The 26,312-nt window shown below is 57.3% G+C and carries 24 protein-coding genes and 2 pseudogenes; 11 read left to right on the top strand and 15 right to left on the bottom strand.

Going from position 1 to position 26,312, the window contains the following annotated elements:
- Positions 1-13: 13 nt before the first annotated feature.
- The 6 genes from AC2FIS_RS01450 to AC2FIS_RS01425 all read right to left on the bottom strand — a co-directional run bounded on the left by AC2FIS_RS01450 (position 14) and on the right by AC2FIS_RS01425 (position 6,475).
- Positions 14-1,003, bottom strand: a complete 990-nt coding sequence (locus AC2FIS_RS01450; protein WP_058274243.1) for an ABC transporter substrate-binding protein — start codon at positions 1,001-1,003, stop codon at positions 14-16.
- A 56-nt stretch (positions 1,004-1,059) separates the two neighbouring features.
- Positions 1,060-1,905, bottom strand: a complete 846-nt coding sequence (locus AC2FIS_RS01445) for an ABC transporter permease (RefSeq protein ID WP_058277688.1) — start codon at positions 1,903-1,905, stop codon at positions 1,060-1,062.
- The gene (locus AC2FIS_RS01440; protein ID WP_496738833.1) at positions 1,902-2,831 is read right to left on the bottom strand and encodes an ABC transporter permease; all 930 of its coding nucleotides are present in this window, start codon (positions 2,829-2,831) and stop codon (positions 1,902-1,904) included. The genes AC2FIS_RS01445 and AC2FIS_RS01440 overlap by 4 nt, the downstream gene beginning before the upstream one ends.
- Positions 2,824-3,621 carry an ABC transporter ATP-binding protein gene (locus tag AC2FIS_RS01435; RefSeq protein ID WP_496771705.1) on the bottom strand — a complete coding sequence of 266 codons (798 nt, stop codon included), beginning with the start codon at positions 3,619-3,621 and terminating at the stop codon, positions 2,824-2,826. Before AC2FIS_RS01435 ends, AC2FIS_RS01440 begins: the two co-directional genes overlap by 8 nt.
- Before the next feature lie 55 nt (positions 3,622-3,676).
- Positions 3,677-5,131, bottom strand: a complete 1,455-nt coding sequence (hydA, locus tag AC2FIS_RS01430; RefSeq protein WP_496771704.1) for a dihydropyrimidinase — start codon at positions 5,129-5,131, stop codon at positions 3,677-3,679.
- A 93-nt stretch (positions 5,132-5,224) separates the two neighbouring features.
- Positions 5,225-6,475 carry a Zn-dependent hydrolase gene (locus AC2FIS_RS01425; RefSeq protein WP_496771703.1) on the bottom strand — a complete coding sequence of 417 codons (1,251 nt, stop codon included), beginning with the start codon at positions 6,473-6,475 and terminating at the stop codon, positions 5,225-5,227.
- 171 nt (positions 6,476-6,646) lie between these two features.
- On the opposite strand from AC2FIS_RS01425, the gene AC2FIS_RS01420 reads away from it, so the two are divergent.
- A complete protein-coding gene (locus AC2FIS_RS01420) occupies positions 6,647-7,255 on the top strand; it encodes a TetR family transcriptional regulator C-terminal domain-containing protein (protein ID WP_496771702.1) in 609 nt (202 codons plus the stop codon).
- 30 nt (positions 7,256-7,285) lie between these two features.
- On the opposite strand, the pseudogene AC2FIS_RS01415 reads toward AC2FIS_RS01420, so the two are convergent.
- The 3 genes and pseudogenes from AC2FIS_RS01415 to AC2FIS_RS01405 all read right to left on the bottom strand — a co-directional run bounded on the left by AC2FIS_RS01415 (position 7,286) and on the right by AC2FIS_RS01405 (position 9,237).
- Positions 7,286-8,646: pseudogene (locus AC2FIS_RS01415) on the bottom strand (NAD-dependent succinate-semialdehyde dehydrogenase).
- Positions 8,647-8,811: 165 nt separating this feature from the next.
- A pseudogene (locus AC2FIS_RS01410) lies at positions 8,812-8,992 on the bottom strand (LysR substrate-binding domain-containing protein); the annotation flags it as partial.
- A 74-nt stretch (positions 8,993-9,066) separates the two neighbouring features.
- Positions 9,067-9,237 carry a hypothetical protein gene (locus AC2FIS_RS01405; RefSeq protein WP_496771701.1) on the bottom strand — a complete coding sequence of 57 codons (171 nt, stop codon included), beginning with the start codon at positions 9,235-9,237 and terminating at the stop codon, positions 9,067-9,069.
- A gap of 158 nt (positions 9,238-9,395) precedes the next feature.
- On the opposite strand from AC2FIS_RS01405, the gene AC2FIS_RS01400 reads away from it, so the two are divergent.
- The 5 genes from AC2FIS_RS01400 to AC2FIS_RS01380 all read left to right on the top strand — a co-directional run bounded on the left by AC2FIS_RS01400 (position 9,396) and on the right by AC2FIS_RS01380 (position 13,839).
- The gene (locus tag AC2FIS_RS01400) at positions 9,396-10,349 is read left to right on the top strand and encodes a dihydrodipicolinate synthase family protein (RefSeq protein ID WP_496771700.1); all 954 of its coding nucleotides are present in this window, start codon (positions 9,396-9,398) and stop codon (positions 10,347-10,349) included.
- A 95-nt stretch (positions 10,350-10,444) separates the two neighbouring features.
- On the top strand, positions 10,445-10,987 hold the full coding sequence (locus AC2FIS_RS01395; protein ID WP_058273852.1) for a 3-hydroxyanthranilate 3,4-dioxygenase: 543 nt from the start codon (positions 10,445-10,447) through the stop codon (positions 10,985-10,987).
- A gap of 24 nt (positions 10,988-11,011) precedes the next feature.
- On the top strand, positions 11,012-11,986 hold the full coding sequence (locus tag AC2FIS_RS01390; protein ID WP_058273853.1) for a TRAP transporter substrate-binding protein: 975 nt from the start codon (positions 11,012-11,014) through the stop codon (positions 11,984-11,986).
- A gap of 63 nt (positions 11,987-12,049) precedes the next feature.
- On the top strand, positions 12,050-12,583 hold the full coding sequence (locus tag AC2FIS_RS01385) for a TRAP transporter small permease (RefSeq protein ID WP_496771699.1): 534 nt from the start codon (positions 12,050-12,052) through the stop codon (positions 12,581-12,583).
- Positions 12,580-13,839, top strand: a complete 1,260-nt coding sequence (locus AC2FIS_RS01380) for a TRAP transporter large permease (RefSeq protein ID WP_496771698.1) — start codon at positions 12,580-12,582, stop codon at positions 13,837-13,839. The genes AC2FIS_RS01385 and AC2FIS_RS01380 overlap by 4 nt, the downstream gene beginning before the upstream one ends.
- A 102-nt stretch (positions 13,840-13,941) precedes the next feature.
- Here AC2FIS_RS01380 and preA read toward each other — a convergent pair whose 3' ends face one another.
- From preA to AC2FIS_RS01360, 4 genes are all read right to left on the bottom strand, one after another.
- Entirely contained in the window at positions 13,942-15,246 is a 1,305-nt protein-coding gene (preA, locus tag AC2FIS_RS01375; protein ID WP_496733002.1) for an NAD-dependent dihydropyrimidine dehydrogenase subunit PreA, read from the bottom strand.
- 18 nt (positions 15,247-15,264) lie between these two features.
- Positions 15,265-16,101 (bottom strand): methyltransferase domain-containing protein, encoded by an 837-nt coding sequence (locus AC2FIS_RS01370; RefSeq protein ID WP_496771697.1) that lies wholly within the window; start codon positions 16,099-16,101, stop codon positions 15,265-15,267.
- A 46-nt stretch (positions 16,102-16,147) separates the two neighbouring features.
- Entirely contained in the window at positions 16,148-17,482 is a 1,335-nt protein-coding gene (locus AC2FIS_RS01365) for an NAD(P)-dependent oxidoreductase (protein WP_496771696.1), read from the bottom strand.
- A 159-nt stretch (positions 17,483-17,641) separates the two neighbouring features.
- Positions 17,642-18,274 carry a cupin domain-containing protein gene (locus AC2FIS_RS01360; protein WP_496771695.1) on the bottom strand — a complete coding sequence of 211 codons (633 nt, stop codon included), beginning with the start codon at positions 18,272-18,274 and terminating at the stop codon, positions 17,642-17,644.
- A 167-nt stretch (positions 18,275-18,441) separates the two neighbouring features.
- On the opposite strand from AC2FIS_RS01360, the gene AC2FIS_RS01355 reads away from it, so the two are divergent.
- From AC2FIS_RS01355 to AC2FIS_RS01345, 3 genes are all read left to right on the top strand, one after another.
- A complete protein-coding gene (locus tag AC2FIS_RS01355; protein WP_496772101.1) occupies positions 18,442-19,437 on the top strand; it encodes a GT-B fold glycosyltransferase domain-containing protein in 996 nt (331 codons plus the stop codon).
- A gap of 72 nt (positions 19,438-19,509) precedes the next feature.
- On the top strand, positions 19,510-20,802 hold the full coding sequence (locus tag AC2FIS_RS01350; RefSeq protein WP_282150981.1) for an O-acetylhomoserine aminocarboxypropyltransferase/cysteine synthase family protein: 1,293 nt from the start codon (positions 19,510-19,512) through the stop codon (positions 20,800-20,802).
- Between the two features lie 3 nt (positions 20,803-20,805).
- Positions 20,806-21,516 carry a GNAT family N-acetyltransferase gene (locus tag AC2FIS_RS01345; protein WP_496771694.1) on the top strand — a complete coding sequence of 237 codons (711 nt, stop codon included), beginning with the start codon at positions 20,806-20,808 and terminating at the stop codon, positions 21,514-21,516.
- A gap of 2 nt (positions 21,517-21,518) precedes the next feature.
- Here AC2FIS_RS01345 and AC2FIS_RS01340 read toward each other — a convergent pair whose 3' ends face one another.
- Positions 21,519-22,214 carry an SIMPL domain-containing protein gene (locus tag AC2FIS_RS01340; RefSeq protein WP_496771693.1) on the bottom strand — a complete coding sequence of 232 codons (696 nt, stop codon included), beginning with the start codon at positions 22,212-22,214 and terminating at the stop codon, positions 21,519-21,521.
- A 164-nt stretch (positions 22,215-22,378) separates the two neighbouring features.
- Here AC2FIS_RS01340 and AC2FIS_RS01335 point away from each other — a divergent pair, with 164 nt between their 5' ends.
- Entirely contained in the window at positions 22,379-24,535 is a 2,157-nt protein-coding gene (locus tag AC2FIS_RS01335; RefSeq protein ID WP_496771692.1) for a hypothetical protein, read from the top strand.
- A gap of 66 nt (positions 24,536-24,601) precedes the next feature.
- Here the strand turns inward: AC2FIS_RS01335 and hppD are convergent, their stop codons facing one another.
- A complete protein-coding gene (gene hppD, locus AC2FIS_RS01330; protein WP_496771691.1) occupies positions 24,602-25,699 on the bottom strand; it encodes a 4-hydroxyphenylpyruvate dioxygenase in 1,098 nt (365 codons plus the stop codon).
- A gap of 146 nt (positions 25,700-25,845) precedes the next feature.
- Between hppD and AC2FIS_RS01325 the strand changes: the two genes are divergently transcribed.
- Entirely contained in the window at positions 25,846-26,301 is a 456-nt protein-coding gene (locus AC2FIS_RS01325) for an Lrp/AsnC family transcriptional regulator (RefSeq protein ID WP_058273865.1), read from the top strand.
- Positions 26,302-26,312 lie beyond the last annotated feature (11 nt).

Raw genomic sequence — 26,312 nt, 5'->3', positions numbered from 1 at the left:
GATGCTAGGCGGATCAGTTCAGCGCCGCATCCGTGATCTGGTGCGTCCAAGCGCCGTCTGGCTGCTTGGTGATCACAGGATCGGAACCGCCCGCCAGCAGGGTGGCAACGGTGCGCTCAAAATCGGCAGGGTCCAGCGAACCATTCGAACCTGAGGTCAATTTCGCGATCTCGCCCATCATGCGTTTCTGATGCTCTTCGGTCTGGGCGCCGGTCTCATCGTTTTCCAGCACGATATCGGCCGCCTCATCCGGGTGTTCCTCGGCGTATTTCCAACCCTTCATCGAGGCGCGAACGAAGCGTTCCATCTTGTCGACAAATGCTGCGTCCCCAAGGTTCTCTTCCAGAACATACAGGCCGTCCTCCAATGTCGCGACACCCTGATCTTCGTATTTGAAGGTCACCAGCTCATCCGGGTTGACGCCGGAATCGATGACCTGCCAGTATTCGTTATAGGTCATGGTGCTGATGCAATCGGCCTGACGCTGCAGCAGCGGGTCGACGTTGAAGCCTTGCTTCAGAACTTCCACACCGCTTTCGCTTTTGCCACCCGTGTCGATCCCCAGTTGGCTCATCCAGCTCATGAACGGGAATTCGTTGCCAAAGAACCAGACGCCCAGCGTGCGGTTCTTAAGGTCCTCGGGCGCGGCGATCCCGGCATCTTTCCAGCAGGTCAGCATCATACCCGAGCTTTTGAACGGCTGCGCGATATTGACCAGAGGCAAACCCTTTTCGCGTGCAGCCAGCGCGGCGGGCATCCATTCGACGGTCACGTCAGCGCCGCCACCTGCGATCACCTGCGTCGGTGCAATGTCTGGTCCGCCGGGCAGAATAGTGACGTCCAGCCCCTCTTCCTCGTAGAACCCCTTGTCCTTGGCAACATAGTAGCCCGCGAACTGAGCCTGCGTGACCCACTTCAGTTGCAATGTCACCTCATCCGCAGCGAAAGCCGAACTGGCGGCCAAACTAAAGGCGGCTATCGCCCCGCTGAGTAGCTTATTCATCTTCATATCTCCTAGTTGCTGTTGGTGCCCCTTTTGGGGTCTGTTGAATTATTGTTTTATCCACGTTGCGACGGGTGCCAGAAGGTCACCGCTTTTTCGATCATTGCGACAAGACCATAAAATGCGGTTCCGGCCAAAGCGGCCACCACAATCTCGGCCCAGACCATGTCCAGCGATAATTGCCCCACGCTGGTGGATATCCGAAAGCCCATGCCTAGCGTGGGCGAGCCAAAGAACTCTGCCACGATAGCGCCGATCAACGCCAGGGTGGTAGAAATCTTTAAGCCGTTGAAGATAAAGGGCATCGCAGCGGGCAATCTCAACTTCAGGAAGCTCTGCCAATAAGTGGCCGCATAGGTCTCCATCAGGTCGCGCTGCATGGCCGTGGCCTCACGCAGACCAGCCACGGTGTTGACCAGCATTGGGAAGAACACCATCACTACGACAACGGCGGCTTTGGAGTGCCAGTCAAACCCGAACCACATCACCAGGATGGGTGCGGTCCCGACAATTGGCAGCGCTGCGACAAAGTTCCCAACGGGCAGCAACCCTAGTCGGAGGAAATCCCAGCGATCCACGGCAATTGCCATCAGGAATGCGGCGAAGCACCCAATGATGTACCCGCTGAACGCGCCTTTGATGATGGTTTGAACGAAATCCTCCCACAGGATCGGCAGGCTGTTGGCAAAGCGCACCGCAATTACGGATGGCGCCGGCAGTATGACCAAAGACACGTCTAGGCCTCTGACCAGCAGCTCCCATATGACAATGATCGTTACGCCAAATATGAACGGAGCCAGAAATCGCACCATGCGCGTGTCCGCATAAGGCCCGCTGGCCAGACGACTATTCAGCCACCAACCCAGGACCCAAACGACGATTGCAAACAGCACTAGTATCATTGCGCCATCCCCATTCTTTTCAGGACCTTCCGTTCTACAAGCCCTAGCAACCCGACCAGACAAGCCGCCAGAATGGCCGCCGCAAACAAGGCCGACCAGATTTGCACGGTTTGTCCGTAGTAGCTGCCTGCCAGCAGGCGCGCACCCAAACCGGCCACCGCCCCTGTTGGCAATTCACCAACGATGGCACCGACCAGCGAAGCCGCAATGCCGATCTTCAGTGACGTGAACAGATAAGGCATCGATGCGGGCAAGCGCAGCTTCCAGAACCCCTGCGACCGGCTGGCGCTGTAAGTGCGCAGCAGGTCCAGTTGCATTGCATCCGGGCTGCGCAGCCCTTTGACCATACCGACAACCACAGGGAAGAAACTCAGATAGGCCGAGATTACCGCCTTGGGGATGATCCCCTGAATGCCCACCGAATACAGCACCACGATGATCATTGGCGCCAAAGCGATGATGGGAATCGTCTGGCTGACGATGGCCCATGGCATCACCGACAAGTCCATGACGCGGCTGTGCACGATCCCGACCGCCAGCAGAATGCCCAATCCGGTACCGATCACAAAGCCCAGCATCGTTGCGCTCAGCGTGACCCAGCCATGATAGATAAGTGACCGTTTCGAAGTGATTTTTTTCTGTACAGTGGTCTCCCAAATCTCGACGGCGACCTGATGCGGCGCCGGCAGGCGGGGCCGGTCCTGCTCCCACGTGGCAGGGATGGCAAAGCTGTTATTCAACACCAGTCCGAATTCGGACATATCCCGACGATCCTTGGCCGAGGGTGGCTGAACCTCGGCTCCGGCACGTTCCTGTTCGGTCAAAACACCTTTGATGTTCATTGGAATACAGGCCGCGTACCAAAGGACGACTATCACCGCGAGAACGGTCAGAACGGCCCAGAAAGCTTTGAAACCATCATTCATCGTCCGCATGCCCCGCCCGCAGACCCTCGCGCACACGATGCGCCACTTCGATGAACTCAGGCGTGTCGCGGATGTCCAAGGGACGTTCTTTCGGCAGCGGGCTGTCGATCACATCCGTTATCCGCCCTGGTCGCGGGCTCATCACCACGATCTTGGTGCTCAGATACACGGCCTCGGGGATCGAGTGCGTGACGAAACCGATGGTCTTTTCGGTGCGGGCCCACAGCGCCAAAAGCTGTTCGTTCAGGTGATCGCGCACGATCTCGTCCAGCGCCCCAAAGGGTTCGTCCATCAACAAGATATCGGCGTCAAATGCCAACGCCCGCGCAATACTGGCGCGCTGCTGCATGCCCCCGGATAACTGCCACGGGAATTTTCCACCAAACCCGTCAAGATCAACAAGTTCCAGAACATCTCTCACCCGCTCGTCCTGATCTGCAGACGAATATCCCATGATCTCAAGCGGCAGCTTGATGTTCTTGGCGATGGTGCGCCAAGGATACAGCCCCGCCGCCTGAAACACATAGCCATAGGCCCGGTTCCGCCGCGCCTCATCCGGGGTCATGCCATTGACCGTCAGGGTTCCTCCGGTAGGTGTTTCGAGCGCAGCGATACAGCGCAAAAAGGTGGTTTTTCCGCAGCCTGAGGGACCGATGAAACTGACAAATTCTCCCTTGTCGACCGTCAGGTTCACGTCTTTCAACGCGTGGATTGGTCCGTCATTGGTTTGGAAGGTCAGATCCAGCTGCCTTGCCTCGATAACGGGCTGGGTAGTGCTTTCAGTATTCATTCCATAGCCTTGAAAAGATTTGATTTTGGGCCACCCAACAGGCGGCCCGCACGAATCATACGCCCGTCGCCGGGATGCCCGTCCGTTCAACCGGCCGAGGCGCGGTCAGCTCTTTCCAGGTGCTCAATGCCTTGTTCACAGTGGTATTGGCCTCACGTGCAACGAAATCGCCGTGGCCTTCCTGCGTGCGGATTTCCCCATCATGCACAGCCACGTGCCCTCGCGTAAGCGTAAAGCGCGGCAGGCCTTTAACCTCTTTGCCCTCGAATACATTGTAGTCGATCGAGGATTGCTGCGCATCGGCACTGATCGTCTTGGACTTTTCAGGATCCCAAACCACCAGATCCGCATCAGCGCCAACCAGAACGGCACCTTTTTTCGGGTAACAATTCAATATCTTGGCGATATTCGTTGAAGTCACCGCGACGAATTCGTTCGGTGTCAAACGCCCGGTGTTCACTCCATGAGTCCACAGCATCGGCATCCGATCTTCAAGCCCGCCGGTGCCGTTGGGGATCTTGGTAAAGTCGCCCACACCATAGCGCTTTTGTTCGGTGGTAAAGGCACAATGGTCTGTTGCCACAACGCTCAACGATCCCGATTGCAGACCGTTCCACAAGCTGTCCTGGTGCTGCTTGTTCCGGAACGGAGGGCTCATAACCCGACGTGCCGCATGATCCCAATCCTGGTTGAAATACTCGCTTTCATCCAGCGTCAGGTGCTGGATCAGGGGTTCGCCCCAGACCCGCTTGCCCTGCAATTTGGCTCGCCGGATCGCCTCATGCGCATCCTCGCAGGACGTATGCACCACATAAAGCGGCACGCCCGCCATATCAGCAATCATAATGGCGCGGTTGGTCGCCTCGCCTTCTACCTGCGGCGGGCGGGAATAGGCGTGCGCCTCGGGGCCGTTGTTCCCCTCGGCCAGCAGTTTGGCACTGAGTTCCGCCACCACATCGCCGTTCTCGGCGTGAACCATGGCGATGCCGCCCAGTTCGGACAGACGCTTGAACGACGAGAACAGTTCGTCATCATTCACCATCAACGCGCCTTTGTAGGCCATGAAATGCTTGAACGTGTTGATACCCCGAGTTTCAATCACCGTTTTGATGTCATCGAACACCTGCTCGCCCCACCAGGTCACGGCCATGTGGAAGGAGTAGTCACAGTTGGCACGGGTGGATTTGTTGTCCCAACGCTTCAACGCGTCCAACAGGCTTTCGCCGGGGTTCGGCAGCGCAAAATCAACCACCATCGTGGTGCCGCCTGCCAGCGCAGCCCGCGTACCGCTTTCGAAATCGTCGCTGGAATAGGTGCCCATAAATGGCATCTCCAGATGGGTATGCGGATCAATTCCACCCGGCATCACATAGCAGCCCGTTGCGTCCAGTTCCTTGTCACCCTTCAGATCCATCCCGATCTCGGTGATGACGCCATCTTCAATCATGACATCCGCCTTGTAGGACAAGTCGGCGGTCACAACGGTTCCGTTCTTGATAACAGTGCTCATTTTCATCTCCCTGACGCGGTCTGCGCCGCATGCTTCATCTGGCCAAAAATATCTCGGGGGAGTCGCCCTTTGGGCGACGGGGGCAGCGCCCCCTTATTCCACAATCTCAGCCGTCTCGACGACCGCATGAAACAGAACATCCGCCCCGGCTGCGGCCCAGTCCTTGCTGATCTCTTCCGCTTCGTTGTGGCTCAACCCGTCAACGCAAGGGCACATGACCATGGCTGTCGGGGCCACCTGGTTGATCCAACAGGCATCGTGCCCCGCCCCTGAGATGATATCGGTGTGCGAATATCCCAGCCGCTCTGCCGCGTCCCGAATCGCCGCGACGCAGCCGTCGTCAAACTTCACCGGATCAAACCCGCCGACCTTTTCGAAGTCGATCTGCAGGCCCATCTCTTCCACGATATCTTCGGCCGCAACGCGCAAACGGTTCTCCATATCTGTGATGACCGCCAGATCCGGCGAGCGGAAGTCGACCGTGAAAACCGCCCTACCGGGGATCACGTTGCGGGAATTCGGGAACACGTCAATATGCCCTACTGCACCGACGGCATGGGGCGCATGGGACCACGCGATCTCATCCACTTTCTCAAGGATACGCCCCATCGCCAGACCCGCGTTTTTGCGCATCGGCATCGGAGTAGATCCAGTATGTGCATCTTTGCCTGTCACGGTAATCTGCGTCCAGCTCAGGCCCTGGCCGTGCGTCACAACGCCGATATCCTTGCCTTCGGCCTCAAGGATCGGCCCCTGTTCGATATGCAGCTCAAAGAAGGCGTGCATCTTGCGGGCACCAACCTCTTCCTCGCCGCGCCAACCAATTCGCTTTAGCTCATCGCCAAAAGTTTTGCCCTCGGCATCCTCGCGGTCATAGGCCCAGTCCTGCGTGTGCATCCCGGCGAAGACGCCCGAAGACAACATTGCCGGTGCATAACGTGTGCCCTCTTCGTTGGTCCAATTGGTCGCCACGACCGGGTGTTTGGTTTTGATGTCCAAATCGTTCAGCGTGCGGATGATCTCCAACCCGCCCAATACACCTAACACGCCGTCATACTTGCCGCCGGTTGGCTGCGTATCCAGATGCGAGCCGACATAGACCGGCAACGCCTCAGGATCGGTCCCTTCGCGGCGGGCAAACATATTGCCCATCTGATCCAGCCCCATGGTACAGCCCGCATCCTCGCACCACTTTTGAAACAAGGCGCGCCCTTCTGCATCTTCGTCCGTCAGGGTCTGGCGGTTGTTCCCGCCCGCAATGCCAGGGCCGATCTTGGCCATCTCCATCAGGCTGTCCCAAAGTCTGTCGCCATTGATCCTGAGGTTCTGCGCCGGAGCTGCCATCTTGTTCTTCCCTGTTGCTTGCGATTTGGCTCGCTTTTGGTGTCTTGATTTGACCATCTGGTCAAACTCACGCTATCACGGGTTCGACATCAGTCAAGAAATTGCATAGTGCCGCCGGAAAATTCGGCATATTTGGTGCCCGCTTGGCGGAAAAAGAGACAGTCAGGAAACATGCCCAAAGATCGCGCCCCGACCCGAATTCAAAAAAAGAACCGCGCCGCGATTCTCGAAGCCGCACTGAACGTGTTTTCGGCGCATGGTTTCCGTGGGGCGACCGTAGATCAAATCGCGACCGAGGCCGGGTTGAGCAAACCGAACCTGTTGTATTATTTCCCGTCGAAAGAGGCGATCCACACCGCCTTGCTGTCCGGTCTGTTAGAGATCTGGCTGGCCCCTCTGCATGATCTGGACGCGGATGGCGACCCGATGGAGGAAATCCTAGCCTATATCCGACGCAAACTGCAGATGAGCCGGGACTTACAACGCGAAAGCCGCTTGTTTGCCAACGAACTGGTCCAGGGAGCACCGCGTATTCATGAGTCGTTGTCCAATGACCTGAAAACGCTGGTGGATGAGAAAACGGCGATTCTCACGCAGTGGATGGATCAGGGCAAGATCGCGCGCCTGCACCCCTATCACCTGATTTTCTCAATCTGGGCGCTGACACAACATTACGCGGATTTCGACATTCAGGTTCGCGCAATTCTGGGCGACGAAGACCCGTTTGAGGGGGCCGAGCCCTTTATCGATACGCTCTACCGAAAACTTCTGACGCCGTAGAAAAACCGCTTTTGTCGTCGGTCCCGACTCTCAGGTAATATTGGCGGAATGCCATACGTTTTTCACGACCATGTAATTGTCGAGACCCTCGGTGCCGCCTTCACGACCGTAACCGCTGGATTTCACCCCGCCAAAGGGGGTTTCGGGCATAGACGCCTCCAGCGTGTTAATCGACAGGTTACCAACCTCAACCTCGTCAATCAGCCGATCGATATAGTCCGCACGATTTGTAAACGCGTATCCGGCCAGCTCAAAAAAGAACCGAGTTTGCCATATCGATGGCGTCATCCAGTGAGGATACAGGATTGATCACGGCCACCGGACCAAACGGCTCCTCCTGCATGATCCGGGCGTTGTCGGGCACGTTCAGCAGGACGGTGGGCTGAAAGAAGTACCCTTTGTCGCCATGTTTGGCACCTCCCGTGGCAACCATGGCGCCCTTTTCACGGGCGTCTTCCACCAATTCGGACAGTGCAGGCACCCGCCGGTCATTTGCCAGAGGCCCCATTTCCACATTTTGGTCCATGCCGTTTCCGACAACGGTTGCCGCAGCGCGTTCAACGAAAGTTGTGGCGTAATCTTCAAAGATGCTCTCATGCGCTGGAATCCGCTGCTGTTTGAACGTCCGTATATTCGCAGACAATAACAGGCGCGTGGCCGACCAGCTCCATGAGAACCGATGTCATGTGTTGCGATGCCAAAGTGGTCAGGTGCCGCCCCACAGCCGTTGAGCCGGTGAAAGCCACGAGCCTGACCGGATCCGGTGGGATGAGATGATCGGAAATCTCCGCCGGTTCTCCGAACACCAGTTTCAGCACACCCGGAGGCAGACCCGCATCTTCGAAAGCCTTGGCGATGTGTATGGCGCTCGCGGGCGTTTCCTCGACCGCCTTCAGGATGATCGAGCAGCCCGACGCCAGTGCTCCGGCAATTTTTTGTGCCGGTTGCCTCATCGGGAAATTCCACGGCGAAAAGGCAGCGACGACACAAATAGGCTGGTGATGAACCGAGAACTTGTGGCCCCGAGCAGCAGGGATAACCCGTCCATAGGTCCGCATCGCCTCGCCCGCGTCCCATTCAAAGAACTCTGCCCCTCGGATAACCTCAAGCCTAGCCTGCTTAAGCGGCTTGCCGTGTTCCAGGGTGATGGCGTGGGCGATTTCTTCCTGACGCTCACGCATCAGCGCGGCGGCCCGCAGGATCGTGTCAGAACGGTCGCGCGCCGAGGTGCGTCTCCTTAGTCGGAAACCTTTGACGGCCGCATCCAGATCCTGCTTCGACGCGCAGGGAAGACGCCCGATTTCGCCCTCTGTCGCAGGGTAGATAACGGGTATGTCCCGGCTGGCTGTGCGCCATTTGCCCGCGATGCACAGCTTAAGTTCAGGATACATGAAACCGGTGCCTCCGACTTTGACCATTTCAAATCACGCAATGTCCGGCATTACTTCAAGTGAATTGGGTGAATACTGATATCAATTTGACGAACACCTGACCTCACTTCTGTTTCACCGCCTGATGCAGCGCCGATATAAAGGCGCGACCGACGGCGGAAGGATCGGCATCAGCACTTCATTCGTACTTTCGTTGATCTTGATCGCGACGTTCGGACGGTCAGAATGTGCCCACCACCACGCGACCCGAGTTTCCTTCGTTCAGGTCATCCATTTCCTGCGCGGCGTTCTGGATATTGCCATGCGCACCCACCGCCACCAGCAGGCGCAGTTGACGCAGTTTCAGCCCCTGCCCGACTGCGATCTCCAACGCGTCCGCGACTGTTTGATCCGCCAGTGCGTGATGGCCAGCGCATTCGATCACCAGATCTGCATTGGGATAAGCTCGGGCACCGAACCCACAAACAGGTTCCGGTTTTGTGAATTGCTGCCTGGTCGCACCAGAACCGCATGTACCATATGGCCCCGCGCCTGAACCGCGCCCATGACATGCTGCGCAATCGCGCCTTTACCGATCAATCCTATTTTCATGTAGCAAACCCAAACCCGCGCCAAAGATTTCAAAATTAATATTCTCTGGGTATTCTAATTTCAGATACCCAGTTCCCGGCTTTCGCATTGGATCATGTGGTGTGAACAGGCTTGGATGGCGACGCTAGAATTGCGCGTCAATCTGAAGGCCCGTCAAAATGAACTACGCCAAACGCGACGCCAAAGCCTATGCGCGCGAGAACATGACCGGAATCTGGGCTGCAGCCCTGAACCCGTTCAACGATGATTTGTCACTGGATGAGGCCGCGCTGCGGTCGAACATCCGGCACTGGATTGACGATCTGGACATCCAGGGTCTGTTCGTGACGGGCAAACCGGGCGAGTTCTTTTCGATGAGCCTGGATGAGCGCAAGCGTAACTTTGCGACTGCGGTTGACGAATGCGCGGGCAAAGCCAGTGTGATCGTCTCGGCCTCGGATCAGAACATGGATACAGCGCTGGAACTGGCCCGTCATGTGCAGAATTGTGGGGCCGATTACATCGTTTTGCACGCCCCGGTTCTAAGCTTTGTTCAGGATCTCGGAGAGGTTTTGTACCAGTACTACAAACGGTTCTGCGATGAGCTGGACATCGGGATTGCGATGTGGAGCCACCCGGACAGCGGATACCTGATGCAGCCCGAGGAATGCGCGCGGATTGCCGATCTGCCTAACATCGTGGCCATCAAATACTCCGTCCCGCGTGAGATGTATGTGAAATTGACGTATATGGTGGGCGACAAAATCCATGTCTCGACCTCGGCTGAACATGAATGGCTGGACAATATTTTGGAACTGGATTGGAAACTGTACCTGTGCTCGTCGCCACCGTACCAGATACAGACAAAAAACGATCAACGCATGAACGAATACACGCGGCTGGCTTTTGCCGGAAAAGCGGATGAGGCACGCAAGGTGTTTGACAGCCAGAACCCGGTGAGGGACGCGATGAAGCGAACCAAACCTGCAGGCAAACCCACCGCTTATGGAAAATACTGGCAGGAGTTGCTGGGACAGGTCGGGGGGCGTTTGCGGCCCCCGATGCTGGAACTGACCGAGGCGGAAAAAGAGATCATCTGCAAGGGGTTCGCGGAAAGCGGCCTGAAGCAATAGCTCCATCGATATAAGTAAATCGGATATCTAGATACAGATAATTTCTTTGCAGTTATGAAAAAACAGGCCAAACTTCTGCCAAAAGGGAGTGGGACATGTCGAAGTTAAGTGCATTCAACTTTCAGAAATGGATCGACGAACACCGTCACCTGCTGAAACCGCCGGTCGGCAATCAACAGGTCTGGGAGGACGCAGACCTGATGGTCACCGTCGTCGGCGGGCCGAACAAGCGCACCGATTATCACGACGACCCGGTTGAAGAGTTCTTCTACCAGCTTGAAGGCGACATGGTGCTGAAACTGTATGACGGCGAGGAATTCTATGACGTTCCGATCCGGGAAGGTGAGATCTTTCTGCTGCCGCCGCATGTCCGCCATTCACCACAAAGACCGCAGGAGGGTTCTATCGGATTGGTGATCGAACCGAAACGGCAGACAGGCGAGCTGGACGCGATCGAATGGTATTGCTTTGAATGCGGCACCCGCGTTCATCGGGCCGAGATGCAATTGCAGTCTATCGTCAAGGACTTGCCGCCGGTCTACGAAAAATTCTATTCATCAGAAGAAGACCGAACATGCCCGAACTGCCAGACCGTGCATCCGGGAAAAGAGCCGCCAGAGGGCTGGGTCACACTCTGAGATGAACAAACAACAGGGAAGAACATGAAACATTTTGCTAAGATCGCCGCTTCGGCTGCAGCGCTTGCTGTGACATCGCTAGCTGCCCATGCAGATGAATTCCGTCTGGGCCTGATCACGCCACCTCCGCATATCTGGACCAAGGCGGCCGAGTCCTTTGGGGCCGAGCTGAACGAAGCCAGCGGAGGTGCCCATACCGTATCTGTATTCCCTGCCCGTCAGTTGGGCAACGAGGCAGAGATGCTGCAACAATTACAGACTGGCGCGCTGGACATGGCGTTCATGACAGTGGCCGAAGTATCAAACCGCGCGCCAGAGTTGGGGGCGTTTTATGCGCCGTATCTCGCGGATGATATCGGCCACGCGGGGCGCATCCTGCGTTCGGATACCGCAAAATCGATGCTGGAACCCCTGCCTGGTCAGGTTGGCGTTGTAGGCTTAGGTTACGGTATGGCCGGGCTGCGCCAGATCGTCAGCCGGGGCGATGTGTCTTCGGCAGAGGACCTGTCTGGTCTGAAACTGCGGATCACGCCGTTCACGCCGATTTTGGATTTCTACAACGCGGTCGGAGCTGCACCAACACCAATGCCGCTGCCTGCTGTCTATGACGCGCTGGCCAATGGGCAGGTCGATGCCATTGATATGGATGCAGAACTGATCTGGGTGCTGAAATACTATGATCACGCCGACACGATCGTTCAATCCGACCACATGATGTTCCCGATGGTCGGGCTGGTCTCGGCCAAAGTCTGGGCGGGACTGTCCGAAGAAGACCGCGCGATGATCGGTGAACTGATGGCAAAACACGTTGACAGTACCATCGATGCCTATGTTGCCAACGAAGCGAAGTGGCTGGAACAAATCGAAGGCACCGGCAAGGCCTATAAGAAAGTTGACGCCTCATTCTTCGGCGATGCAATTGAGGAATGGAACGGCATCTGGTCTGAAAAGACCTCGTCCCTTGACGCGCTGCGGGAGACTGCGGCAGAAACCAAATAAAGTTGAACGTTTCAAGTAAAGGGCGCGGGTCGATCCTGCGCCCTTTTGTACAGGGGATCGGCGATGTTGTACCGACTGTCGGCTGCGTGGGCGCGGGTGGAATTGTGGTGTGCCGCAGCGCTTGCAGTTTGCGTCACTTTGTTGATCTTGCTGAACGTTGTGACCCGCACGGCTGGCAACGCACTGTTCTGGGTGGATGAACTGGCAATCTATGCCATGGTGTGGATGACATTCCTTGGTGCCTCCGCGGCATTACATCACCGCAATTCGGTCTCTATCACAATCCTTGTGGATCTGGTTCCGCCTCAGGTCCGGGCAATCATCCAAAAAGTCGTCGATATCGTTGTCTTCATTTTTGCAATCGCGATGCTGTGGGTCTGCTGGCGCTGGTTTCTGCCTTTGGACATCGCACGCACTGGGTTTGACGCAATGGCTTTTCAGGGCAACACCTTCAACTTCATCTATGCTGAGCCGACCTCGACACTCGGGCTTCCGAAGTTTCTGTTTTGGCTGGTTATGTGGCTGTTCGCCTTGGGGGCCACGCTGCATTCCACGATGCATCTTCTGACGCGTCCCGGACAAGGGTCTCAGGCATGAGCCCTTTTGTCTTTCTGGCCACCCTGTTGCTGTCGGTGCCTGTTGCCATCGTGTTGGCGATCACCGCAATCTGGTACATCTGGGAAAGCGGGAACACGGTTCTGTACGACAGTTTCGCGCAGAAAATGTTTGGCGGGTTGGAAAATTACGGCCTGCTGGCAATCCCGCTGTTCATGCTGACCGGAGAACTGATGAATGAAGGCGGCATGACACGCCGCCTGGTCGCTTTGGCGCGTGTATTCGTTGGCGGATTCCGGGGCGGGCTCGCCTATATCAACCTGCTGGCCAATATGTTCATGGCCGCCATCATCGGCTCAGCCACCGCGCAGATCGCCGTGATGTCGCGTGCCATGGTCCCCGCGATGGAGGAAGAGGGTTATAGCAAGGGCTTCGCCGCTGCCACGACAGCAGCCGGGGGCTTGTTGGCACCGGTCATCCCGCCGTCAATGATGTTCGTTATCTTTGGCGTTTTGGCGCAGATTCCCATCGGCGACATGTTCATCGCCGGGATCATACCCGGCCTGCTGCTGGCAGGAGCCTTTGCTTTGGTGATCACGCTGGTCGGATGGGTCCAGCAATTCCCAAAGGGCGTCTGGATGTCTCGCCGCGATGCCATGCAAGCCCTGATCGCCGCCCTGCCCGCGATGCTTATCCCGGTTTCGATCATCGGTGGTATTCTGTTTGGCATCGCTACGCCGACAGAATCCGCAGCCATTGCTTCGCTGATCGCATTTCTGGTCGGATGGCTCATTTACGGAGAGCTAAAGCCGCAACATCTGGGCGAAATGTTCAAGCGAACAGCCGCAAATGCATCGATGATCCTATTCATGATCGCGGCGGCCAGCGTTTTTGGTTGGGTCATCATCTACGAAGAAATACCGCAGCAGCTGGCGGGGCTTATCACGTCGATCACATCCAATCCGTTCATGTTTCTGCTGATCGTAAATGCTGCACTGCTTTTGGTGGGAATGGTGATCGACGGGATCGCCGCCATCATCCTGATCACGCCCATTTTGTTGCCGATTGCCACTGGATCCTACGACATCAGCCCCTATCAGTTCGGCGTTGTCGTATGCCTGAACCTTGTTCTTGGCCTGCTTACGCCACCCGTCGGAATTGGCCTCTATATCGCCTCATCAATGAGCGGCACGACCCCCGGAGCAATTCTGAAATCGCTTTGGCCGTTCCTGATTGCGGTGGCCGCCGTCTTGATCCTGCTAAGCTATGTCCCAAGCCTGTCGACCTACTTGATCTAGCAAAACGTGATGTCGCCACGCGGCTTTGAATGCCCAATATAGGGGGCAGTATTCGGTAAGAGGCCCGCGCTTTCGGGCCCCTTCATGTTTTCAGTACCCAAGTTACTCGGCAGCTTTGGCCATCGGATTGTTTGGGTGCGTCGTCCAGTTGGCATAGTCGCGCTGAACTTCCAGACCGGTCCGCGGATCAACCTCTCCGGCGGTCATTGGCACCATTGAGATGCAGCCGTCGACCGGGCAAACATCCACGCACAGATTACAGGCGACGCATTCGTCATCCATGACCTCGAACACCCGGTCATCAGACATGGAAATCGCCTGGTGGCTGGTGTCTTCGCACGCGGCGTAGCAGCGACCACATTTGATGCACTCGTCCTGATCGATCTTGGCCTTGGCCACGTAGTTCAGGTTCAGGTATTGCCAATCGGTCACGTTTGGAACCGCACGACCGACAATCTCGGACACGTTTGTGTACCCCTTTTCGTCCATCCACTTGGACAGACCTGCGGTCAGTTCGTCGATGATCTTAAAGCCGTAGGTCATAGCAGCCGTGCACACCTGAACGTTACCACAGCCCAGCGACATGAACTCTGCCGCATCGCGCCATGTGGTCACGCCGCCAATGCCGGAAATCGGTAGGCCGTGGGTGGCTTCGGCGCGCGCGATCTCGGATACCATCGACAGGGCAATTGGCTTCACCGCCGGGCCACAATACCCGCCGTGACTGCCCTTGCCATCAATCGACGGTTCCGGGCTGAACGTGTCCAGATCGACGCTGGTGATCGAATTAATCGTGTTGATCAGTGACACTGCATCCGCGCCGCCGTTTTTCGCCGCCTCAGCAGGCTTGCGAACATCAGTGATGTTTGGCGTCAGCTTCACGATCACGGGCCGGTCATAGTATTTCTTGCACCAGCGGGTGACCATCTCGATATATTCCGGCACCTGCCCTACTGCTGCGCCCATTCCGCGTTCGCTCATCCCGTGCGGGCAGCCAAAGTTCAGTTCGATCCCATCGGCGCCGGTTTCTTCGACACGCGGCAGGATGGCTTTCCAAGCCTCTTCTTCGCATGGCACCATGATCGAGGCGATCAGCGCGCGATCCGGGTAGTCGGCTTTGACCCGCGCCATTTCCTCGAGGTTCACCTCAAGCGGTCGGTCCGTGATCAGTTCGATGTTGTTCAGACCCAACAAGCGACGGTCCGCGCCATAGATCGCGCCGTAGCGCGGCCCATTTACGTTTACGACCGGCGGTCCCTCGGACCCGAGCGTTTTCCAGACGACTCCGCCCCATCCGGCCTCGAAAGCGCGGCGCACGTTGTATTCCTTGTCCGTCGGCGGCGCCGAGGCCAGCCAGTAAGGATTGGGGCTGGAAATGCCCAGAAAGTTTGTTGTCAGATCGGCCATGGCTTCTCCCTTCCCGGCTCAGCCGGTTTTCTTGAATATCATTTCGGTCGGACGAATGCGCCCGGCCTTGAGGTTCGTGACGTAGTTTTGAAACTTTTCGGGCGCCGTCTCGCCCATCATCAGGTGGATGCCCAAAGGCGGCGGGCCGCTTTGGGCGATGCGCGCGAACACCTCTTCGAAAAATGTAAGCGCGAACTCGGTCCGGTCTGCTTCGGCTACCAGTTCAAGGCCTGCGGCGGCAGCGGCATTCTTGTAAACATCCGGCGCATCAACAAAGGATGTCCCGGCAACGGTTGACCACGGCAGAGGAAAGGCCAGCGGTTCCTCCACGTCCCCTCCCATCACGTCAAACAGGGCAAAGACTCCATCTCTGGCCAGTGCTCGCGAGACTTCCGCGAACAGACCTGCTTTGTCTTCGATGTTCATCCCGACATGCATCATGACGGCAAGATCGAAGCCCGCATCCGGTACCGGCATGTCCAGTGCACTACCCACCAGAAAACTGGTCTTTTCGGAATGACCGACAATCTGGCTCAAAGCAGTGGCCGTTTCGACAAACTCCGGCGTCAGGTCGACCCCGGTCACCGTTGAGTCATAACGATCCACGATGTACCGCGACGTCCCACCGATGCCGCAGCCGACATCCAGCACACGGGTCGCGTGGGTCGGCGAAAGCTGGGCAAACAGGTTGTCCGTCGCAAGAACACCGCCGGTGTGGAACTCATCACCTGCCTTTAGGTCGGCAACCGTGGCCGCATTGGGATCAATGCCGCTGGCTTTTAGCGCCTCACGCATGCGTTCCGTAAGAGCACCAGTTGTATAGTGTTGCGCAACAGCTTGTTCGATCTGGGACATGAGAATACCTCAGCAGCGAATGGGATGGGGTGAATGCCCCATCCTATCACGAAACGAGCGTTGCGTGGATGTCCATCGCCGCGTCTCGACCCTCGGCCACTGCGGTCACGGTCAGGTCTTCGCCACCCGCCGCACAGTCGCCCCCGGCCCAGACACCACCCATCGAGGTGCGCCCCGGACCAGACACAGCGATCTTGTTGCCATCCAGATTCAGCCCTTCTGGCGCGCCGTCAAGGTTTTGACCAATCGCTTTGAGGACTTGATCAGCGGATATGCGGATCATCTCTCCGGTGCCCGAGAGCTTACCGTCGTGACTGGACGTATACTCCAATTCGATCTCTGCCGCTGCCCCGTTTCCGTGTACGGCCACGGGCTGCACGTTGGTCATGATCTTGACGCCGTGCGAGGACGCGAGGTCCTGCTCATATCGGCTGGCACCCATCGCATCACGACCACGGCGGTATGCGATCGTGACATGTTCGGCGCCAAGCAATTTCGACTTCACCGCCGCGTCCACGGCGGTCATGCCACCGCCGATCACCACGACATTGCGACCCACCGGCAGATGCGACAGGTCCGAGGCCTGACGTACTTCCGAGATGAAATCGACCGCGTGGCGGACACCGTCCAGATCAGCACCCTGTGCACGCAAGGCATTCACCCCGGCAAGGCCGATAGACAGGAATACTGCATCGTAATTCTCAACCAGACCGTCCAGCGAGACGCCCTCGCCCAGAACAGAACCGGTTTCGATAGAAATACCGCCGATTTTCAGCAGCCAGTCGACTTCGGCCTGAGCAAAATCGTTTGTCGATTTGTACGCGGCGATCCCGTATTCGTTCAGCCCGCCCGGCTTGGGGCGGCTTTCGTGGATCACCACGTCATGCCCAAACATGGCCAACCGGTGCGCACAGGCCAGACCCGCAGGTCCTGCCCCGATTACGGCCACCGTTTTTCCGGTGGGTGCGGCCCGTTGGAACGGGTGTTCCCCGCCGACCATCACGCTGTCCGTCGCGTAACGCTGCAATCTTCCGATTTCGACCGGTGAACCTTCGGCGGTTTCGCGCACGCAGACTTCTTCGCACAGCGTCTCAGTCGGGCAAACGCGGGCGCACATGCCGCCTAGAATGTTCTGCGCCAAAATAGTCTCACCCGCCGCTTCGGGCTGACCAGCCTGAATCTGGCGCATGAACAGCGGAATGTCGATGTCTGTCGGACAGGCTGTGACGCATGGTGCGTCGTAACAAAAATAGCACCGATCCGCTGCCACGGCGGCCTCATGGGGGGCCAGTGGCGGATGCAGATCCGTGAAATTCGAGGTCAGCTCATCGCTGGACAGCCGCCCGGAGACAATGCCGGGGGCAATCTGGCCCTGTGCCATCACTCTACTCCCTGTAGATATGTTTGTTGTGGCCTCAGCTTGCCACAAAGAAATTTTTTATCAAATGGTAAAATTTGCCAAATGGTCAAAAAATGAAAAAACCGGACCAATCGACCCGGTTTTCCTTTGTTTCTGCCTGTTTTTCTTGCAGCGATTGTATCAGACCATCTGAGCCAAATGCCCTGTTTTCGTCCAAACACGTGCCCCCGAAGCCCCTGCGACGGCGGTAGATCGCGTTCCCGGAGGCAACCTCAACCAGTCCCAGGTCGTGAAATCCTCGTCAGATTCCCTCAGCGAGCCTTCGATCACAAACAGCTCCATTCCGTGCGACGCATCCAGTTCCAACGCCTCACCCGCCCCAAGATTGAACACGCGGACATCTTCATGTGCGTCTTTGAACAGTTGAGTATTCCCCTGACCATTGATCGAGCGGCGTACCTCTGTCCGATCATCCGGGTCAAACTGATGCAGTTTCACCAAGATCGTCGCCCCCTCTTTAGCCGAAGGTGTGTGCGACGTGGTCGGCGGGTTTCTCACATAACTGCCAACCGGAAAATCACCGGTTTCGTCCTGAAAAACGCCGTCCAGAACCAGATACTCTTCGCCCCCGTCATGGGTGTGGGCCGAAAACGCGCTGCCCGGAGCAAAACGGACGATTGTCGTTGCGCGGGCAACCTCCTCGCCGATGCGATCCAGCATCTTGCGTTCGACACCGGCGGCGGGGGACGCGATCCATTCATTCTGGTCGAAATGAACTGCAACACGTTTGGTGAAATCTGCGTTGATCCTCATGGGGGCACTCCTGAACGGGGACGTGTCCCTAACATGGGATTGCGCCGACATTTTTCAAATTGCGCGCATCGCATCTGGTTTTGACGGGCGCGTCTGCATACTGTACGTCCGACAAGAAACCCGAGCAGCGCCGGACCACGGCACCCACAAGAACTGAAAGTCACCGGATGCAGGCCAGCGCCCCGAAATTCAACATCGTTATCATCGGGCAAAACAACCGTCTGCAATACGAAGCCCTTTTGTTTGCCGCCTCGCTGCGGCACAGCAGCCCTGATTTTTCCGGTCGACTGTTCGTGGCTGTTCCGCAACCCGGTCCACGCTGGTCGCAGGACCCTACCATCCAGGACGAGGATCTGCTGAAAGCGCTGCGCCAGTTGGATGCCGAGATCCTGCCGTTCGAAAACAAGGTATTCGGCGCCAGCTACCCTTATGGCAACAAGATCGAAGCGTTGGCGGCCATGCCCGAGGGTGAGCCCTTTGTGTTTTTCGACAGTGACACACTGATCACCGGCGATCTGACCAGCGTCCCCTTCGACTTTGACCGCCCCGGCGCATCGCTTAGGGTCGAAGGAACCTGGCCCAAACCAACCTTGTATGGTCCTGGACTGGATGGGATCTGGAAGGCGCTTTACCAAAGGTTCGAACTGGATTTCGACAGCTCACTGGATACCAGCCAACCGGTGGATTACTGGCGGCGTTATCTGTACTTCAATGCCGGGTTTTTCTTTCATTCCTGCCCTCACACCTTCGGAAAGCGCTTTCTGGACTACGCCCGCACGATCCGCGACGGCGAGATCCCCGAGATGGCTGGACAGAATTTTGACCCCTGGCTGGATCAGGCTGCACTGCCGCTGGTTATCCACTCGTTCGGCGGCGGTCGCGATGCCCTGCCCGCAGGTCTTCTGGACGGATCGGTCAGCTGTCATTACCGCCTGTTTCCCTTGCTCTACGCTCGTGAAAGCGATCACGCTGTCGAGGTGCTGGAAACCGTGGTTGCGCCAAACCGGGTCAAGAAGGTCCTCAAGGGGTACGACCCGATAAAGAAGCTGGTGCTGCAGCGCAAAGGTCACAAAATCAGGGACATGTTTGACCGCGAGAACCTTCCCAAACGCGAGCAGGTTATTCGCAACACGATACGCAAGAATGGTCTTTGGATGCGCTGACAGGAATGTTGTCTGCGCGCGCCCAATCGCCTAGAGATTCAGCAACGCACTTTCCAACAGGAGATTTCCAAGATGTCTGACGGCCCCACCTACGGTTTTGATACGCTTCAAATTCACGCGGGCGCCCGGCCCGATCCCGCAACTGGCGCGCGTCAGACACCGATCTATCAGACGACAGCCTATGTGTTCCGCGACGCGGATCACGCAGCTGCCCTGTTCAACCTGCAAGAGGTTGGTTTCATCTATTCCCGCCTGACCAACCCGACCGTGGCGGTTCTGCAGGAACGTGTCGCCACGCTGGAAGGCGGCGTCGGAGCGGTTTGCTGCTCGTCAGGTCACGCAGCACAGATAATGGCGCTGTTCCCGCTGATGGGTCCGGGCTGCAACGTGGTCGCCTCGACCCGTCTGTATGGCGGCACGGTCACGCAGTTCAGCCAGACCATCAAACGCTTTGGCTGGTCTGCCAAGTTTGTCGACACCGATGATCTGGACGCCGTGAAAGACGCAATCGACGAAAACACCCGGGCAGTGTTCTGCGAATCCATTGCCAACCCCGGCGGCTATGTCACCGACATCCGCGCTCTGGCGGATGTGTCTGACGCTGCGGGTATTCCGCTGATCGTCGACAACACCTCGGCCACGCCATACCTGTGCCGCCCGATCGAACACGGCGCAACGCTGGTTGTGCATTCGACCACTAAGTATTTGACCGGCAACGGCACCGTCACTGGCGGGTGCATCGTGGATTCGGGTAAGTTCGACTGGTCGGCAAATGACAAGTTCCCGTCACTCAGTGAGCCGGAGCAGGCGTATCACGGCCTCAAATTCCATGAGACCTTCGGCCCGCTGGCCTTCACTTTCCACGGAATTGCAATTGGCCTGCGCGATCTGGGCATGACCATGAACCCGCAGGCAGCGCATTACACGCTGATGGGGATCGAGACCCTGTCCCTGCGGATGGAGCGTCACGTCGAAAACGCACAAAAAATCGCCGCATGGCTCGAGGCGGATGACCGCGTGGAATACGTCACTTATGCCGGGCTGCCGTCTTCGCCTTACAGTGACCGGGTCAAAGCGCACTACAAGAAGGGCGCAGGCGCGCTGTTCACCTTCGCGGTCAAGGGCGGCTATGACGCCTGTATCAAACTGGTCAACGCGCTTGAGATTTTCAGCCACGTAGCCAACCTGGGTGATGCACGATCACTGATCATTCACTCGGCTTCGACCACACACCGTCAGCTGACCCCGGAACAGCAAGAGGCCGCGGGCGCAGGCCCGGGTGTGGTGCGCGTATCCATTGGTATCGAAGACGCCGATGACCTGATCGCCGATCTCGATCAGGCGCTGGCCAAAGCGTCGGCCTGATCCATGAGCGGGCACAACACCAATGATCTGGGCCAACCCATCGGATTGCCGGTAGCGGGCGATTTCCCGCGCCCGACACCACCCTACACGCCGATGGAGGGCCGAAATTGTTCCGTTGTCCCGCTTGATGTGAATAGGCATGCGCCCGGATTGTTCCGGGCGTTTGCCAACGACACGGATGGCCACAACTGGACCTACCTGCCCTATGGGCCGTTCGACAGCGAGCGCGAGTTTGAGGATTGGACCCGTGAGACCTGCATGGATTCCGATCCGATGTTCCACACGGTACTGGACAGCAACGATACGCCCGTGGGTATGGCTTCATTTCTACGGATTGACCCGGCGGCGGGTGCGATCGAGGTGGGACACATCCACTTCTCACCCTTGTTGCAGCGTAACCCGCAATCGACCGAGACTATGTTCCTGATGATGCAGCGCGTGTTCGATGAGTTGGGCTATCGCCGTTACGAATGGAAGTGCGACGCGCTGAACGCGCCGTCCTGTCGCGCGGCCGAGCGTTTGGGCTTTACCTTTGAAGGTATTTTCCGACAGGCCACCCATTACAAAGGTCGCAACCGGGATACGGCGTGGTATTCCATCCTCGACAGCGAATGGCCCCGCATCCGCAGCGCCTTTGAGGATTGGCTCTCGCCGGACAACTTTGACCAGACGGGCCAACAAAGGCAACCTTTGAAGGCCCGCGCAAGCGTCTGAGGTTACTCAGAGATTTCGAATTCCATTGTGACCGTGACCGAAACGGACACCTCGCCACCTGCGACTGGTACACCACCTGCATCCGCAGCGCTGAATTCCCGCATCATGGCCACGGGGCGCGCGCCACCGACCTGTTCGCTGATCTCTTGAACTGGTCCGAGTGTCACGTTAGCCGCCTGTGCCAACTGCTCGGCCTTGGCGGTCGCTTCGGCTACGGCGTTTGCGCGCGCCTGCGCTTGCAGCGGTTTCGGATCCTGTACGCCAAAGCTTAGCCCGCCAAAGTCATTGGCCCCGTCCTGGATGACTGCGTCCATGATTGTACCAAGCTGTGTCAGGTCACGCACACGCACCACCACTCGGTTCGAGGCGACAAATCCCGAAATTTCGGGCCGGTCGCCGCTTGCGCTGTTACGATTGTTCCAGACCGGCGACAAAGACACGTCGCGGGTCTGCACATCACGCGTTTCGATGCCAAGCTCCTGCAACCGGCTCAGGACCTGAGACACCGAATCCGAAGTGGCCTTCATCGCGTTCGAGGCCTGCGCGTCTTCATTGGTCACGCCCAGAGTAATAGTCGCCATATCAGGCGCGGCCTGCACGGTTCCCGCCGCGTCAACGGTGATGCGACGTTCTTCCGCATGGGTCATGCCCGCAATTGACATCGTCAGAACTGCAGCTAGAAAAGCGATTTTATTCAAGGTCTTCCCTCCAATTTTCTTTCTCCCAACATGGGGTGGCGAGGGTCTGCCGAACAAGGGGAAAGACCGGCTTTTTCTTTCCCTCGGCGGGATCCTGCTTTAATGTCACTCTGCGGACGAATGATCGTTTGCACAGATGCTGACAACTATGGTTTTTCCGGATTATGAAACCCGCCTTTGCGCTGTCTTTTTCTTCGACCGGAATATCCTTGCACCACCATTCGGATGGTGACTGGTTCTGCATAGGCGAGGTTGCTCTGGATGCGCCCGACCTGAATACGCAGATCATCGCATTGCGGGATCAGGGCTTTGCCCTTGAAAACGACCTGAACTGCAAGCTGGTGATACCAGCGGATCAGGTGCGATTTTTGTCCGTATCAACAGAGGGCCTAAGCCCCGAGGAAAGCGCTGAAAAAGTGCGAGCGGAACTGACCGAGGCAACTCCCTATGCGCTGGATGAGCTCGCCTTCGATACCGCAACCGTCGGTCCGACAACCCATATTGCTGCTGTCGCCAGGCAAACCCTGAATGAGGCCCGGACATTTGCAGCCGAGCACGGGTTTGTTCCAGTCCAGTACTCAACCCCGATCGAGGGTCAGGAATATCCGTCTGAACCTCGGTTCGAGATCGATACCCAAGACACGGTCATTGCTGCGGAACCGTTCGAGGTTGAGGATTCTGCCAAAACTGATGAAGGCCCAATCGCAGACACGATTGCAGATTCCGAGACCCCGACAGAGTTTTCTTCAGCCTCCGACACGACCGGCGCAGTAGAAACGGTTGAGGTAGAAGAATCCGCAAAAGAAAGTGAAGCTGCTGCCGATCGGGCGATCGCTGAAACCGAGGGCCAAACGGAGTTTCCTTCCGCGCCCGATGCGACCGCAGCAGAGGAACCCGCTGAGGGTAAAGAACCTACCAACGAAGATGATGGCCCTACCATTCACGCGATCGCAGATACTGAGACCCCGACGGAATTTCGTTCGGCGCCCAACGCGAATATTGCTGGCAAAACGAAAGCCACCCCCCCGATCAACCGCTACGCCGTTCCAGCGGCGGCGGCCGCTCTCGTTGCTGGTATTGCTCTGACCGTGTGGTCGTTGACTGGATCTGACGACACCGAATCCTCAGTGGCCGAGGCGGTTTCGATTGAAGAAACTGTGCCAAACCTCGCATCTGACGAGCAAATCGCCGAGACACAGGAGGTTGACGGCGATCCGGAGCTTGAATTCGAACCCGAGGCGGTCGCAACCGCGCCAGAGGAAGAGCCGCAAACCGAACCTGTTGAAGAAACCGCCGCTGATCTCAGCGCGACCGATGCTGCAATCCTCGAAGCGCTGAACGTGGCACCGACCCAGGTCGAACCGGTGGGACAAGAGCCCGCACCAGCGGAAATCTCGTCACAAGCAGACATCGAGATCTTCGCCCCCGAACCTTTGCCCGATCCGGTCCTGGAGTCGCCAGAGGACCTGTATCTGGCATCCCTGGACAGCACTGATTTGTCGCAGGACGCAGTGGCGCTGCCTCCCGTCAGTAGCTTTGAAACTGACCTGCCGTTTGAACAAAACGCCCTGCCCGCACAGGCCGGGGTCCAGTACGAACTGGACGAACGCGGCCTCGTTACTCCCTCAGCCGAAGGGACCCTGAACCCTGACGGAGTGGTCGTTTACCTTGGCCGGCCCGCCAAGGTTCCCCCGGCAGTTCCGGTTCGGTTCGAACAGGAGCCGATTGAGGAAGATCCTACAGCCCGCTTAGCGCAGAAACGGCCAAATCCACGTCCCGCCAATTTGCTGGAAAGCTTTGAGCGGCAACAACTTGGCGGACGCACACGCGAAGAACTGGCGGTTCTGCGTCCCAAACTGCGCCCCAAGTCCCTGCAAAGCAGCCCTCAAATCGACGAAACGCCGACGGCTTTGGCAGTCGTTCGCGTTCCGCGCCCCAAAACACGACCAGCCGGACTTGCCCGCCCGGCCAGTACAAACACAAGCACCGCCAATCTTGGATCGACTGCAGCGGTCGATCAAAGCTCGGACGAAGCTGGTTCTTTCCAACCAAAGGCCGTGGCACCGAAAATCCCGTCGATCGCCTCGGTGGCGCGGCAGGCGACCATCGACAATGCGCTTAACTTGCGCAAGCTGAACCTGATTGGGGTTTACGGGACCCCGGCCAATCGGCGCGCGCTGGTCCGGTTGCCCAGCGGTCGGTACAAAAAACTGAAAGTCGGAGACAGACTGGACGGCGGAAATGTTATCGCCATTGGCGACAGCGAATTGCGCTACCAAAAGCGCGGAAGAAACCTCACATTGAAAATGCCGCGGAGCTGACGGTTCAAAAAACAAAGGCGGCCGAGGGATATCCCCGACCGCCCTTTAGTGAATTACCTTACGCCGTTAAGCAGCTGAAATTTCACCGCTTTCAATCTGCTCGCGTTCAATGGATTCGAACAGAGCCTTAAAGTTCCCTTCACCAAACCCATCATCGCCCTTGCGCTGAATGAACTCAAAAAAGATCGGGCCGATCACGGTTTTCGAGAAGATTTGCAGCAAGATCCGGGTCTCGCCACCGTCCAGCACGCCCTCGCCGTCAATCAGGATGCCGTGCTTGATCATCCGGTCCAGAGGTTCATCATGATCCACGACACGTTCCTTGGACATGTCGTAATAGGCCTGGTTCGGACCCGGCATGAACTTGAGACCCTTTTCCGCAATCGCATCCGTCGAGGCGTAGATATCCTCACTTCCCACCGCGATATGCTGAATACCTTCACCCTTGTACTTCTTGAGGTATGATACGATCTGCCCGGTTTCGCCCCGGTCTTCGTTGATCGGAATACGGATACGACCACAGGGCGATGTCAGCGCACGGCTAAACAGCCCAGTGAATTTGCCCTGAATGTCAAAAAAGCGGATTTCGCGGAAGTTGAACAGACTCTCGTAGAATTTGAACCACTTGTCCATGTTGCCCTTGTAGACGTTGTGCGTAAGGTGATCGAGGTAATAGAACCCATCGCCGCGCGGTTTGGACTGTTTGTCCCAGATGAATTCCTGATTGTAAGGCGATGTTTCATAATACTGATCGATGAAATAGATCAGCGAACCGCCAATACCCTTGATCGCTGGGACATCCATGGTCTTGTCCGCCGCGTCATAAGGCTCGGCCCCTTTTGACACCGCGTGTTCATATGCTTTCTGTGCGTCCACGACGCGCCATCCCATCGCAGGGGCACAGGGGCCGTGTTCGGCCACGAACTTAGCGGCAAAACTTTCCGGGTCGGCATTCAGGATGTAGGTCACGTCCCCCTGCTGCCACAGCTCAACCAAAGGCTTTTCTTTGTGGTGTCCAACCAGCTCGAACCCCATTTTGGCGAAAAGGTCGCGCAGTTCCTGTGGCTCGGGGTGGGCGAATTCGACAAATTCAAACCCATCGGTTCCGGCTGGATTTTCAGGGCTGATGACAGATTTCGGGGCGTTGTGCGGGAAAGGACCCATGGCGCGTCTCCGTAAAAACAGGAATTTCTTTGCTGATTCCAAAATACGCCTTACCAAGCGCTGTTTCTGCGCATAGTTTTCGTGTAAACTATGAACATATGCGTAAATCACGCATGAACACGGGTAAATTTGGAGAAACTCCGCATATGCTGGATTCCACCGATACGCGGCTGTTGTCTGCCCTGCAAAAGGACGCACATCTAACCGCGCATCAATTGGGTGAAATGCTGAACCTGTCACCAAGCCAGGCGGGGCGCCGCCGTCAGCGGCTTGAGGCCGAAGGCTATATCACCGGATATGCGGCACGGCTGGATCCCCTAAAGCTGGGCTTGCAGGTCCAAGGGTTCATTCAGGTGCATTTGGGCACACATGGCCCGGAACAATCCGCGAGTTTTGCCCGCATGGTCGACACCCGCCCCGAGATCACCAGCGCCTGGACGATGACCGGAGAGGCAGATTATCTGCTGCACGTCTATTGCGACGATCTTTCCGCGCTCAACCGCTTGCTTCACCAGGTGATACTGCCGCATCCTGCAGTGGCACGGGTGCACAGCCAGATCGTGATGGACCAACTTAAACGCGACGCGCCATTGCCCACCTGACCGGACCGAGA

Source organism: Ruegeria sp. CDSB113, assembly GCF_059611045.1.
Note: the sequence above shows the minus strand (reverse complement) of the source record. Positions and strands in the feature narration are given on the sequence as shown.

Excerpts from the sequence above, each read along its gene's own strand:
- AC2FIS_RS01450 (WP_058274243.1), bottom strand. The coding sequence starts at position 1,003 with ATGAATAAGCTACTCAGCGGGGCGATAGCCGCCTTTAGTTTGGCCGCC.
- AC2FIS_RS01445 (WP_058277688.1), bottom strand. The coding sequence starts at position 1,905 with ATGATACTAGTGCTGTTTGCAATCGTCGTTTGGGTCCTGGGTTGGTGG.
- AC2FIS_RS01440 (WP_496738833.1), bottom strand. The coding sequence starts at position 2,831 with ATGAATGATGGTTTCAAAGCTTTCTGGGCCGTTCTGACCGTTCTCGCG.
- AC2FIS_RS01435 (WP_496771705.1), bottom strand. The coding sequence starts at position 3,621 with ATGAATACTGAAAGCACTACCCAGCCCGTTATCGAGGCAAGGCAGCTG.
- hydA (WP_496771704.1), bottom strand. The coding sequence starts at position 5,131 with ATGAGCACTGTTATCAAGAACGGAACCGTTGTGACCGCCGACTTGTCC.
- AC2FIS_RS01425 (WP_496771703.1), bottom strand. The coding sequence starts at position 6,475 with ATGGCAGCTCCGGCGCAGAACCTCAGGATCAATGGCGACAGACTTTGG.
- AC2FIS_RS01420 (WP_496771702.1), top strand. The coding sequence starts at position 6,647 with ATGCCCAAAGATCGCGCCCCGACCCGAATTCAAAAAAAGAACCGCGCC.
- AC2FIS_RS01405 (WP_496771701.1), bottom strand. The coding sequence starts at position 9,237 with ATGAAAATAGGATTGATCGGTAAAGGCGCGATTGCGCAGCATGTCATG.
- AC2FIS_RS01400 (WP_496771700.1), top strand. The coding sequence starts at position 9,396 with ATGAACTACGCCAAACGCGACGCCAAAGCCTATGCGCGCGAGAACATG.
- AC2FIS_RS01395 (WP_058273852.1), top strand. The coding sequence starts at position 10,445 with ATGTCGAAGTTAAGTGCATTCAACTTTCAGAAATGGATCGACGAACAC.
- AC2FIS_RS01390 (WP_058273853.1), top strand. The coding sequence starts at position 11,012 with ATGAAACATTTTGCTAAGATCGCCGCTTCGGCTGCAGCGCTTGCTGTG.
- AC2FIS_RS01385 (WP_496771699.1), top strand. The coding sequence starts at position 12,050 with ATGTTGTACCGACTGTCGGCTGCGTGGGCGCGGGTGGAATTGTGGTGT.
- AC2FIS_RS01380 (WP_496771698.1), top strand. The coding sequence starts at position 12,580 with ATGAGCCCTTTTGTCTTTCTGGCCACCCTGTTGCTGTCGGTGCCTGTT.
- preA (WP_496733002.1), bottom strand. The coding sequence starts at position 15,246 with ATGGCCGATCTGACAACAAACTTTCTGGGCATTTCCAGCCCCAATCCT.
- AC2FIS_RS01370 (WP_496771697.1), bottom strand. The coding sequence starts at position 16,101 with ATGTCCCAGATCGAACAAGCTGTTGCGCAACACTATACAACTGGTGCT.
- AC2FIS_RS01365 (WP_496771696.1), bottom strand. The coding sequence starts at position 17,482 with ATGGCACAGGGCCAGATTGCCCCCGGCATTGTCTCCGGGCGGCTGTCC.
- AC2FIS_RS01360 (WP_496771695.1), bottom strand. The coding sequence starts at position 18,274 with ATGAGGATCAACGCAGATTTCACCAAACGTGTTGCAGTTCATTTCGAC.
- AC2FIS_RS01355 (WP_496772101.1), top strand. The coding sequence starts at position 18,442 with ATGCAGGCCAGCGCCCCGAAATTCAACATCGTTATCATCGGGCAAAAC.
- AC2FIS_RS01350 (WP_282150981.1), top strand. The coding sequence starts at position 19,510 with ATGTCTGACGGCCCCACCTACGGTTTTGATACGCTTCAAATTCACGCG.
- AC2FIS_RS01345 (WP_496771694.1), top strand. The coding sequence starts at position 20,806 with ATGAGCGGGCACAACACCAATGATCTGGGCCAACCCATCGGATTGCCG.
- AC2FIS_RS01335 (WP_496771692.1), top strand. The coding sequence starts at position 22,379 with ATGAAACCCGCCTTTGCGCTGTCTTTTTCTTCGACCGGAATATCCTTG.
- hppD (WP_496771691.1), bottom strand. The coding sequence starts at position 25,699 with ATGGGTCCTTTCCCGCACAACGCCCCGAAATCTGTCATCAGCCCTGAA.
- AC2FIS_RS01325 (WP_058273865.1), top strand. The coding sequence starts at position 25,846 with ATGCTGGATTCCACCGATACGCGGCTGTTGTCTGCCCTGCAAAAGGAC.